9 protein-coding genes and 2 pseudogenes are annotated in these 12,527 nt (G+C 32.4%); 5 read left to right on the top strand and 6 right to left on the bottom strand.

All coding sequences use genetic code 11. The features are described 5' to 3' along the window. Nucleotides 1-176 precede the first annotated feature (176 nt). Entirely contained in the window at nucleotides 177-278 is a 102-nt protein-coding gene (locus ACFFIT_RS05630) for a helix-turn-helix domain-containing protein (RefSeq protein ID WP_385876676.1), read from the top strand. 461 nt (nucleotides 279-739) lie between these two features. Beyond that, nucleotides 740-1,566, top strand: a pseudogene (locus ACFFIT_RS05625) (IS256 family transposase); the annotation flags it as partial. Between the two features lie 304 nt (nucleotides 1,567-1,870). Here the strand turns inward: ACFFIT_RS05625 and putP are convergent. After that, nucleotides 1,871-3,391: a sodium/proline symporter PutP gene (putP, locus tag ACFFIT_RS05620; protein ID WP_385876675.1), complete on the bottom strand. Its 1,521-nt coding sequence runs from the start codon at nucleotides 3,389-3,391 to the stop codon at nucleotides 1,871-1,873. Nucleotides 3,392-4,599: 1,208 nt separating this feature from the next. Next, entirely contained in the window at nucleotides 4,600-5,424 is an 825-nt protein-coding gene (locus ACFFIT_RS05615; RefSeq protein ID WP_385876674.1) for a tyrosine-protein phosphatase, read from the bottom strand. Between the two features lie 740 nt (nucleotides 5,425-6,164). On the opposite strand from ACFFIT_RS05615, the gene ACFFIT_RS05610 reads away from it, so the two are divergent. The 3 genes from ACFFIT_RS05610 to ACFFIT_RS05600 are packed head-to-tail and all read left to right on the top strand — an operon-like array spanning nucleotide 6,165 to nucleotide 10,542. Further along, nucleotides 6,165-8,009: a hypothetical protein gene (locus tag ACFFIT_RS05610; RefSeq protein ID WP_385876673.1), complete on the top strand. Its 1,845-nt coding sequence runs from the start codon at nucleotides 6,165-6,167 to the stop codon at nucleotides 8,007-8,009. Then, complete coding sequence (locus ACFFIT_RS05605; RefSeq protein WP_385876671.1) at nucleotides 7,999-10,089, top strand: zinc ribbon domain-containing protein; 2,091 nt, start codon at nucleotides 7,999-8,001, stop codon at nucleotides 10,087-10,089. The genes ACFFIT_RS05610 and ACFFIT_RS05605 overlap by 11 nt, the downstream gene beginning before the upstream one ends. A gap of 12 nt (nucleotides 10,090-10,101) precedes the next feature. After that, nucleotides 10,102-10,542 (top strand): hypothetical protein, encoded by a 441-nt coding sequence (locus tag ACFFIT_RS05600; RefSeq protein ID WP_385876670.1) that lies wholly within the window; start codon nucleotides 10,102-10,104, stop codon nucleotides 10,540-10,542. 174 nt (nucleotides 10,543-10,716) lie between these two features. Here the strand turns inward: ACFFIT_RS05600 and ACFFIT_RS05595 are convergent, their stop codons facing one another. From ACFFIT_RS05595 to ACFFIT_RS05580, 4 genes and pseudogenes are all read right to left on the bottom strand, one after another. Next, nucleotides 10,717-11,493, bottom strand: a complete 777-nt coding sequence (locus ACFFIT_RS05595; RefSeq protein ID WP_385876669.1) for an IS982 family transposase — start codon at nucleotides 11,491-11,493, stop codon at nucleotides 10,717-10,719. Nucleotides 11,494-11,609: 116 nt separating this feature from the next. After that, nucleotides 11,610-11,849: a hypothetical protein gene (locus ACFFIT_RS05590; protein WP_385876668.1), complete on the bottom strand. Its 240-nt coding sequence runs from the start codon at nucleotides 11,847-11,849 to the stop codon at nucleotides 11,610-11,612. After that, nucleotides 11,850-12,260 (bottom strand): DDE-type integrase/transposase/recombinase, encoded by a 411-nt coding sequence (locus ACFFIT_RS05585; RefSeq protein ID WP_385876667.1) that lies wholly within the window; start codon nucleotides 12,258-12,260, stop codon nucleotides 11,850-11,852. It abuts the gene before it with no gap. Next, nucleotides 12,212-12,527 (bottom strand): annotated as a pseudogene (locus tag ACFFIT_RS05580) (hypothetical protein); the annotation flags it as partial. The pseudogene ACFFIT_RS05580 and the gene ACFFIT_RS05585, both read right to left, overlap by 49 nt.

Here is a 12,527-nt window from a genome sequence, read left to right as displayed (position 1 = left end):
TGATGGGTCTACCATCATCACAAATAAAGCATACCAATCTCCTAATGATTGGTTTCACAGCACACCTTATAATAAGTGCATAGCCACTGTCAGTCGCGTAACATTAATTGAGGGTCGAAAAGATTAAGACTCAGAGATATAATGCTAAGCGACCAAACTAAGCAGAGGGCTACACAATGAGCTACAATCACCTGAGTCTTGATGAAAGGCATTATATCAATACTTCATTGAAAAAAGGAATGTCTTTATCACAAATAGCAAGAGATCTTGAGCGTTAACAAAGTACAATTAGCAGAGAAGTAAACCGTAATAAAGGCCAACGAGGCTATCGTTATTAGCAAGCAAATAGCAAAGCCTTACAACGTCATAAAGATATGCATAAGCACGTAAAATTGACAGCTGAGATAACTAAAAAATTGATAAATACCTTCGTCGAGAATGCAGCCCTGAACAAATAGTGGGACGGTTAGCAAGTAACGGCATAATTAAATTGCATCATGAAACAGTCTACCAATAAATCTTAGCAGATAAAAAAGCTGGCGGTGATTTGTATACGCATTTACGACATCAAGGTAAGACCTATAGAAAGCGTTACGGTAGCACGGGTAGCAAGTTTGGTATACCGAATAGAAAAGATATTGATGAAAGACCAGAAGCAGCTAATAACCGAACACGAGTCGGTGACTGGGGAGCTGATACCATGATTGGAAACAAACACAAATGTGCATTAGCAACCTTGGAAATGTATGATGCTGATGTATCACCCACATTAATTTCCAAAGTGACTGATGCGGTTAAAGAGCAAGTACTAGAGTGGCAAAATAGGCCTTTAGAATCTCTCTACATCATTGTTTATTTAGATTGTATCGTCGTCAAAGCCCGTAAGAATGGCTTAGTAATTAATCCATTTTTCTAGCTTTAGTTGTGAATTCTGAAGGTAAAAAAGAATTACTTGGGATGTGGCTTGCTGACAACGAAGGCGCTAAATTTTGGTTAAGTGTTCACAGAACTTAAAAATAGAGGCGTTAAGGACATTCTTATTGCTTGTATTCATGGATTAAAAGGCTTTCCTGAAGCAATTAATAGTGTTTATCCGGAGACTTACATTCAATTGTGTATCATTCACATGGTAAGAAATAGCCTTAAATATGTTGCTTGGAAAGACTATAAAGCAGTCACAACTTCTTTAAAACAGGTTTATCAAGCAGTCAGTGAATCAGCAGCATTATCCGCTTTAGAGGCTTTTGCAGAACAATGGGATGGAAAATATCCGCAAATCAGTAAAAGTTGGCGGTCTCATTGGGAAAATCTTAATACTTTTTTCAATTACCCGCAAGATATTAGAAAAGCTATCTATACAACAAATGCAATTGAATCCTTGCATAGTGTCATTCGTCATGCTATCAAGAAGCGTAAAGTATTTCCTAACGAAGATTCGGTTAAAAAAGTGGTTTATCTAGCCATGAAGCAGCCTCTAAAAAATGGACTATGTCAATACGAAATTGGAAGCAGGCAATGAGTAGATTTATGATAGAATTTGGTGATCGTCTGACAGATCACCTTTAAATGAAAATGGCAGATACACAGAATTATTTTCAGGGTCGCTCTACTCGATAATAATAATAATAGCTTCAGGATACCCCTCTCTTTATATTCAATATGTTCACTTTAAATTGTTTTTGAAGTTAGAAGATTATTGATGTTTATAGATAATTTCAGATCATCCATTATCATTTCCTTTATCCGATTCAATTATTCACACAAATTTACGGAAACAAGTGTATTTAATATAAGTGCAATTATCAAAAAGATAAAAATATTAATAACAATTGCATACTTACATATGTGAATTGATTAGTTCATTAGTTCATTAGTTCATTAATTTATCATACTCACGGCTTACTTTATCAAAACGAGACTGCATTGTTAAGGATGCTTCACTGAAAAATCGACTAACAATATAAACAGATGCAGCAGAACAAATGAAGCCTGGCACTAAAGAGTATAAAGTACTTTGTAACAAAGGAATGTTTTCCCAGATTAAGACAGTCGCCGCACCTACAATCATGCCTGTTATAGCGCCATTTCTAGAGAGTTTATTCCAAAAAACTGAATAGATAATTATAGGACCAAAAGCTGCACCAAATCCTGCCCATGCATAAGAAACAAGACCTAATACTTTGCTATTTTGATCAGATGCTATCAATATCGCAATAATAGCCACTAAAAGAACCATCAGACGCCCTGTCCATACCAGTTCAGTTTGAGTTGCATGAGGTCTAACATATGTTTTGTATATATCTTCAGTTAAGGAGCTAGAGCATACAAGTAACTGACAGCTAAGCGTACTCATAATTGCTGCTAATATTGCTGATAATAAAACACCTGCCACCCAAGGATTAAATAAGAGCTGAGCTGCTATGATAAAAATACGTTCTTGATTACCTGCTGTATCTAACAGATATGATTTTTGCGTACTGCCTAATGTCGTTTCTAGAAAAGAGATACCAAAAAATCCAACTGCTACAGCGCCACCTAGACACAAAATCATCCAAGTCATAGAAATACGCCTTGCATTAGGAATAGCTTGAACGGAGGAAGCAGCCATAAATCTTACTAAAATATGTGGTTGACCAAAATAGCCAAGTCCCCAGGCTAGAGATGAAATAATACCGAGTAATGTAACTAACTTAAAATCACCAATCATTTGCAAATAACTAACACTTGAAGCTCTTATAACATCGAGTGACGCTGTCACTCCATCGCTATGCATAATCATCATAACAGGTGTCAATAAAAGGGCAAAAATCATAAATGATGCTTGAATTGTGTCAGTCCAACTAACTGCTAAAAATCCACCAATGAACGTATAAGCAATTGTGGCGCTAGCGCCCCACCATATCGCCTCTTCATAGCTGATTGAAAACGTCGAAGTAAACAATTTAGCCGCAGCGACAACTCCAGATGCACAATAAATGGTGAAAAAAATCAATATAACTATTGCAGAGATGATGCGCAATACATTGGATTTGTCTTCAAAACGATTTGCAAAATAATCTGGCAACGTGAGAGAATTTCCATTATATTCGGTATGCAACCGCAAACGGCCTGCAACATATCGCCAATTTAGATACGCGCCTATGATCAGCCCAATTGCAATCCAGCTAGCAGATAAACCGCTTACCAATATTGCTCCAGGAAGCCCCATTAATAACCATCCGCTCATATCTGATGCACCTGCCGATAAAGCTGTCACAAAACTGCCTAACCTTCTTCCGCCTAGAATATAATCAGATAGGTTTTTCGTAGAACGATAAGCAATAAATCCAATTAAAAGCATCAGTGCGATGTATAGCAAAAAGGTGATAAAGGTTGGATCATTCCATTGCATTCAATACCCCTTAAGAAATGAAAAAATGAAAAAATAAATTGAAAATACAAATTTAAAAAATATAGCTTTTCTAATCAATTTAGCTCTATTTTTTAGCCCATTTTATTTTATACCATTTTTTGGAGTATAAATCATCAAAACTTTTTTTTAATTACAAACCCTTAAACCGCTTTTGCGCACTATGCTTTATAATTATTTCCTTTGTTAAAATTGGTCATTCTTTAACCTGCTTATATATTAACTCGTATGGTTCGCCTAACAGTCTGATGATCAACCTATGTACTTCATCAATACCCTTAATATGCACAGTTTTTTATCCACTATCAAACATTTAATTTTGGTGAATTTCAAGAATCGCTATTTCAACGTTGGATTATCTGTCTGTTTCTTCACACTATTTGTAACGGTTTTCTTATTCTCTTTGAGTGTAGTTCTGATTTGATGCTCTAGAACGGCATAAATCATGAGTGCTGTGGCCATTAAAAACAATAACACTTGTATGCAGCTTGGTTTTTAAACAAAAAATGACGAGGTCATGAATGAATGATCTTTTAAGAATCTGAATCCTCTCTCGACTCAATGTTGTGATTTGTACAAACTTAATAATTCATGCATATCTGGTGTATTATCAATATCATTCGTACTTAAAGTGAAGATACCTAATTTAAGTTTGGCTACCTCTAGCCTTGATTCTAATAGTTCTAGATCCCTATGAATTAGAATAATTGTTATTAAACCTTTTGCTCATATTTTTTCTATAATGCCTTAAATAGAAACCGTAAGCTTACAAATGCAAGCTTTTACAATGATTTGTTGTTCTCTTTGTTAATGGTTGTTTAATTTATATTTTCTAGCAATGCATGAACGCTCAGAGTTAGGTTTTTGTTTCTTTTAAAAGGGAAAATACGTATTAAATTCCAGACATTTTTGCTTGAGTATTTTGATTATCGAGTAACTGAATAAGGGGTGTCATTGTATATGTCTTCAATACTCAATTCGTATCACAATAGAATGATTAGTTTGTGACGTAAACTAATCGCGTGATAGATTCAAAAAAAGTATCTAAGAAAGCTTTTTTTAAATGCCAGTTGATGCAAATGTCTCCACCTCAATTAGTTACAACGTCACTTATTGGGTTTAATGATAGTGACGTTGTAATAAGGCGCTATTTTATACGAATCGATACGATAGCAAATAATATCAAAGAACTATAAAATAGAACCTAACTCACAGAGATAATGGTTTCTAATTAGCCCTAATTCATTATCCGTAATATTGGTAAAATGCTTTACATATTCTAAGACAGAACCAAACTCTTTTTTTATTGTTATTCTTGCTTTATCTAAATACTCCGATTTAACTCCTGCAAGCGCCCTACTTAACTTTTCAGGTATTTTACCTATTGGATTGATGCTGCTTGAGAGCATTTCCTCTTCAGTCTTAATTTCTTTATTATCAGAAGGCACCATAATTTGTCTTCTGTTATGGCACGCATCACTTAAAAGATAATCTTGCATAATGATTTTATAATCTACTTCTAAAATAGATAGCAGGATGAAAGCGATGAAACCAGTTCTGTCTTTACCTGCACTGCAATGAAATAAAATCGTTTTTCCAAGTTTTAGTTCATCAAAAAGTTTCGACAACCTAGGTCCAAATTCAAATGGCAATTTTGAATAAAAATCGATATAAAGTCTGTCAACTTTTTCAATCAGTGTTTCTGGATTATTTTCAGCATTTTGAATAAGCGTTTTTATATCAAAGTTCAGATCATAATCCCAAAAAATGTGGTTGATTATATTGCTATTATTTTGACTAAATAATTGCAAATTTGTCGTCTCAAGCGCCCTTTCTTTATTTCCCCTTAAGTCTATTATTGTATCGATAGCCAGTGAACTTAAAAATGCTTTATCAATTTCTTTGCATTGATGATGAGCGCCAGATCGAAGCAGTTTACCTTTTTTTATTTTTTTATTTGTAATGGTTAAGTATCCACCTAATTCTCTGAAATTAATACAGCGTTCTGATTTCATTTTTCCCCCTTTAAATGATTTTCCTAATTTGTGCTCTGAATCTGATAAATTTTATTACATAAATTTTAGATGTTCACTAATCTAATAATGATAAACTAATTTATTTTTTGTGGTAATTATTTGTAATTATTAGCTATTTTATAATTTTTAATTAATAACTTAGCGATAATTGATTGGTTAAGTTAGCTCATCTAAAAAGATGCTCAGTGTTATCTTTTTAACCGCTATTTAAACTAATAAAATTATCCGCAGATAGAAAGAATAAAAACTCTCAAAAGTGAGCAAAATAAGTCTAATTCCAATGAAACATATCGATTTACATATAATTGTCTATTGATTTACAATGTTTATACGCTACACTTTGCCTAATAAATATTACGCCATTTAATTCATAGTAAGATAATATGAGTCTTAGGTAAATATTCAAATAATTACAGTACTTTATATTCCAACCGATAATTCAAATTACTGTTCTAAATGCATTATAGACAATAATTTATGAATACGGTTAAGTAAGCAGTCTATACTGAGTCTATCAATTCTTAGTGTCGCCTGAACTTTCTCGAAATTAAATTACCTAAATTACTGTTATATAATAATTTTATTAATCACTAAATTATCAATAATCTCAAAATCTATTATCAACTTGCTTGCTATTAACAGCGCCTATTTTGTGCGACTATTTTAAAGAATTTATCAATACATCATTACTGCATTATTACTGATAGGGAACAAAGACAATGTCCGTTTCACAGGTAACAAAACGTTTGGATAAAGAGTTGCTTATCGCAGCGATCATGGGCTTTTTGATATGGCAACTATTGACTTTAACTGATTATCTTACCGCTACTAAAAGTATTTCTTATCCAGTACTTGTGCATGGAATGCTTTTTTTATTTACATTTAGCTTACTAATAACCGCTCCGCAGAAAATAAGTGACGTGTTTATTCACTTTTTGATGCCTGCTACTCTTTTCCTCATCAGTGCATTTAGTATTGAACAGAGCAGCTCATACCCTCAACTACCAAAAAGTTTAATCACTTTTCTAATAGGTTTGTTTCTGATCACTATACAAAATGTTTTCATTCGTTTTTATAAAAAAAAGAAGGAAAAATCTTTTGTAAACATTATTCAAATCGTCATATCCAAAATTCTATTTACCTGTTTTTCCTCATTTATAACTTTTACTCTATGTTTTATTTTTCTAGGTCTAATTGATCCAGCCCTTATTTTTTCCAGCATAACAACAATATTTTTACCTCTTTTTATTCTTGCATATTTTTTTTCTGTAGCAGAAAAAAATAGTAAAATCATTGTTACCATTTCAAAAATTCACCAAGCGATTGGTTATTACCTTAATCCGCTGGCATTAATAGCAAGTAATTTGTATTTGTTAATTGCAGTCTTTTATCTCTATAGATCTTATTTTTCTATTGAACAACATAGTAACTCTATAGATTCTATTACACTGGCCAGAATGCAAATTTTTTACCTTATTTGTCTTTTTTGTTATTTAATTAGTCTTAAGCCCAGTGACTTAATGAATACAAAAAAAGGACGCTATAAGTTTAAAGCTTGTTTATTCGTTTTAAGTTGCTTTCATTTTTGTATTATCCTTACCCTTTCCTGGTTTAACTTAAGTCCTGAAAATACAATTTCTCTGAATTCAGCCTATTGGAGAATCGTTAATGTATGGATATTCATTTGCGCCCTGTTATCGGCTATTTATTATGTAAAAATAGCCATATTTTTGATTTTATATTATCTTCGCAATCAAAAATTCGATATTTCGTTCAGCAATCCGCAATCCTCAATCACTTCACTCTCCGAAAATGATGGGGCACATCCTTTAAGCTCAGAATCCCAATACAATTGCTTTTACAAAGTGAAATATATTTACTGGACTATTGCCTTTTTAATCACTTTCATCATCCTTTCATTTGAGTTATTTATTGCATTAGACAAGGATGAAAGAAAGGCTAAAAATAAAGATTCTAAGGTAATCTTGCAAGCTAATTTAGCATCAGATGATATGAAAAAAATCTCGGATTTAGACCTAAAAAAACAAAAAATGATGAATCAAGGTAATAATATTTTTGCCTTAGAGGGAACTAATCTATCTAAAGAAGAATTTGATGCTATCATAGGTTATTTAGATAAATTCACTATATATGAATGTTTGACTAAATATTCAGATTACAAGTTAGCAAAAGTTAAAGAACCTACCTGTTTTATTCAAGTAATATACCCCTATAAAAATCAACCAAACAAGCCTATTTATGCAATATTTTATTATCATGACCCACTTATTTTACCAATACCCTCTAAATTATTAAGTATTAACAGTCAGACCTTTGAAGTCACATTAAAGGAATTTCATGTCACTGATGCAAATGAGTACGCTGTTTTACATCAGGATAAGATTATTATTAACTCACCGGAAGAGTATAAAGAAGCAATAAAGCAAGGGTTTAAGAAACTAGAACCTGACTTTCAAACGGTCTCTTTTTTGGGTGATATTTTTTATATTAATCACATGAAAGCTTATAAAGAACCTATCACTGAGGAAAATCATGAAAAATAAGCTAGAATTAGATAAGCCGTTTTCACAATTAGGGAAAATTATCCTTTCATGCGCAGTTGTTTTTTTATTTTTTTTGTTATTAATCAATAACAGCATTTTCATCGGTCATCTATCAATACAAAATAATTTTGACTTATTTATTTATCAAGCAAATGAAATACAATTATTAAGCATATTTTTTGTTAACTTTGCTATGTTAGTCCCTCACATGAGTAATAATCGGATTTACACTCTGAGCCTCTTAAAAAGTGCACTTTTTTCAATTGTTATGGTAATTTTAACAGCTACATTTAGCTTAAATCACATTCATTACTTCGACAAATCAATCACTCATTTTAGTCCTTTTATTTTTTGGTTAGCGCAGTTTACACTAAACTTTTTTTTACTGCCTTATGGTCAATTATGGGTCTCTGGCATTAAATTAACACAAACGAGTTTTAATAAAACCTTATGCTTATGGCGTAATTTCATAATCCTAATCTTAACGGGATTACTGACTCCATTAGTAAAATTGATTAGTTTTCCTCTTAGCCTGATATTCATTGAAAATTCACTTTATCTGGAAATAATAAATTATTTTTTATTGTATTTAATTCTATGCTCTATCATCTTTGTGGCTCATACGCGTTCAAATCTCATTCTAATGTTAATACGTTTGGCTGCTCTTTTTTTAAAAACAGCTGGCATCATTTGTGCTGGAATTTTATGGCTATTAGTTTTCAATTATGAAGGAAGTTCTTTATATGAAGTTTTTAATACCATTTTATTTATCTTTTTTTCTCTTATGGTTCTCTGCTCATTACAAACTTATTTTAAAAAATCTTTATTCACCCAAAAAACCGAAGAAGAAATTAGCAATAAACAATTGAAACTATTCATTTTTAAGTACTTTTCATATAGTATTACTGTTGTAACTTTTTCACTTCTATTTTTCTACAATAACAATATAGAACGTTATTTAAATCTTTATCTTTTTAATACTTCTATAGCATTACTCCTAATGTGTATTTACGTCCTAAGTTTTCTAGGCTTAGCTGTTTTAGCTCTATTTTATTTCTTCAAAATTAATCGTGCCGAAATGGTAATAACTAAGAACCGAGAGTCAGAATCAGAGGAAATGATAGATTATGTAATCAGTAATGACAGTTTCAACTCAACTAGCCATCCGCGAGACTCTTCAAATTTTGATACGGGAAAAAATATTTTTTTTCTAATAGTGTATCAGTTAGCAAAAAAGCATATCGATAAAATTAATACCCTAGCCATTCTTTCATCACTAGCAACACTTTTTTTCTTAATGGGTTCTTTTTTCTCAGCAACAAAATATATCACTCATTTTCATATTGAACGGCTATTAACAGCAGAAATAAAAGCAGATCAGTTTGATTATGACATCCTAGCAAGTCTCGGTAATACAGCCAGGAAAAAATTATACACATTAGCAGATATTGCTGAGCAAAATAAATTTTCGTCTGCCGATGTTGAAATAATTAAGGAAAATAGTGATTTACAAATAAATCATGACGGTAATGAAACGTCTAAAGAGATTTATGATAATGAAACAGCAGTTTTAGATTTTTATAAAGAAGATATTTACCGAGACATTAAAATTATTCCTCAAAATCATCATCTGACTGAAGAATTTATGAAACAAATACGGTTAGATATTCATTTGCGAGAATTTGGTTCGTATTGTCAATTTAATCCAAAATTTAGCGAGGAAGAAATCAGTGCAAAATGCTATGTTATCGAGCTATCTCTTGATAAAAATAATCCAGACAAATTTATTTACGCACTTTTAAAAATTGCTGATTTTGGGGATTATTTTGAGCACAATATTCAATTCATTGAGTTTGTTGATAATGATCTAAAATGGATCGATTTTCAAAGAATTACTGAGTGTGATATCCCTGAAAAAAATGCTGCAACACTTAGTCTACCCATTGAAGAATTTCGTCATCGTATTCTTAATACTTTTAAATTAATACCGCCTGTTAACTATGCTTATGTTTGGGGAAACTCTATAATTCATAACGAAATTGATTGCAGTGAGTTAAATGTAAATTCTATTGATTTTTAATAAGGACAAATTGTGTACAACGCATACAAAAAAATGAGTTTGCTGATCCTGCTGGCTAATAGCCCTTTTATCTTACCAAGTGATATGATGCATGAGTCTATCCTTGAAGAAAACATCAAGCAAGCCAGACAGCAACTTATGGATTATGGATTAATTCATTGCCTGAATGATATAGATCCTCAAGAGAGTAAATTAAAATCAGATTTAACTCATTATGCTGGAGCTTTTCATTATTTTACTAATGGTAGGCATAAAATCATACAAAATGAAGAAACTTTTGAAAATACACATGATCCTTATCGTGTTATAGCAGATTATTTTACTAAAAATAAAGTGGCTCATCTTAATACTTATAAACATCATGCTATAGTTGAAAGTAGTGCTTGCTTTAAAATTTATCATTCACAAGAATTTAAAGAACTCATTGATTCACAAGATCAATATATTGATTAAAGTTTGGTTGAAAAGTAGATGACACATTTCCAATCAAATTATAGTCTTTTAACGCGATGCTCGACTTTTAAAATGCGAGATCTGCGATACTTAAAATGGGTCTACCTTGTTCTTTATTGAACAGGGTGGCCAGCTTATGTGATAATATTTTCCTACTCAGCCTATTAGTAAAGCTCAGCATTGTTCTTGCAAATGTTCTTTCAATATTGAATTTTTCAGCAAGTTGACCAATTGTACTTTCAATAATTCTTCTTTTATCATTCCAAAAATTTCTAATGTTTTAGGGAGTTTATCTCTCATATTTTTCCTAACGGGTGTTTCAATAGCAATCCCATGCTTTGTGCATTGTTCCGCTGTCTCAGCCCCTAAATAGCCTTTATCCCCTAATGCTAACCCTGTTTTACCTTCAAGTAACTCTATTAGCATCTCTCTTTCATCTATATTTGCGGGAGTCACATCAAAATTAACAATTTCACCATCTTGATTAACAACGAGATGGTCTTTGATTCCGTAGTAATACTGCTCTTTAGAAGCACAGTAACCCCTAGCTGCCTCTCCCTTAAATCGTTTGCAATGGATAATCCGTTTGTTATGACAAACAGCGATTGTAAATCCGTCAATAATATGAAATAAATACCCAGACGAATTAAGGTTTTCCAATATTTTTTGTTTAACAACCCAAAGATTTTGGCACTGTTTGGCAAATTGACTACGGGAAGAGAGATTTGGAAATAAGTCAGTCCAATGCTGGTTAAAGTATCTCCAAATCCCTACAGTACTATCAATACCAAATAATTCACCAATGAACTCCATTGTAATGACTTCGCTATCTGAAAGCTTTGGCTTGAACCCTCTTGCTCTAAGAGGTCTATCGTATTCTTCCAGTATTTTATTTAAGCTATCGTCTATCTTAATAAAAGTATAGATAATATAATCTACTAATGATGGCATAGCTTTACTCCCAATTATGATTACAGTCTTAATTAGTTGTAAGTTATGCCATCTCCCTCCAAATTATGCAACAAAAAAGTCGAGCATCGCGTTATTTATAATTTTTAAATACTAAGCTACACCGTTTGTTTTTCCTTTTCAGGCATTTCATTAAGCGTCACTTTAGTTATTGGACTCCAATCACGTATATGCCCTTTAGCCCATCTATTAGGATGGCTTTCTTTCTTGCGGTTCATTACCTCTTGTCTTTTCTGTAATTTAGCCACATCCTTACCTACGCGTTTATCAGCAGGGGTAATAAATTGATTGCTGCTGTGTAAGTACTCATGGTTATACCACTGAACAAACTGATACACCTATTCTCTAGCTTCTTGTATAGTATCAAACGGTTTTAATGGTAATAATGCGTTATATTTTAAGGTTTTAAATAACGATTCTGACATGGGATTGTCATTACTTACCCTAGGTCTACTATCTGAACTTAAGACATCGAGTTCCTCTAGCATAACCTTCATACTCTGTCCTTTCATAGGAGAGCCGTTATCCGAATAAATCACTAACTGATTGGGTTGGATATACTCTTTTTCATAAATATCTTGTAGCAATAAAGAGGCATTCTCTGCACTTTCTGAGTCAAAAACTTGCCAACCCGTGATGTATTTATCAAAGATATCAATGTACATATAGAGATAGAAGTACTGTCCTTTCACATTGGAATTCAAGTAAGTAATATCCCAGCAATAGACTTGATTGCTCGCTGTTGCCACAAGCTCATTGGGTTTATTTGACGCTCTAGGTTTTCTCGTACTGCCACGATGAGTATTTTTCCAGTTAATCTCATAAAACGATAGAATGTCGATTCTGACGCAATATAAATACCCTTATCATCCATGAGTCTCGGTACGATTTGAATAGACGATAGGTGCTTATATTCTTCGCAATTCAGATAACGATTCAGCATGTGGTATTCAAATTCTGAGAGTTTATTTTTAGGCTCAAAATAGGTGCGATGTTCTTTCAATCGCTTATCTACA

The sequence above is a fragment of the Thorsellia kenyensis genome (assembly GCF_042432445.1).
In the GTDB taxonomy this organism is placed as follows: Bacteria; Pseudomonadota; Gammaproteobacteria; order Enterobacterales; family Thorselliaceae; genus Thorsellia; species Thorsellia kenyensis.
The sequence above is the reverse complement of the archived record's forward strand: the minus strand, read 5'-3'. Positions and strand labels throughout refer to the sequence as shown.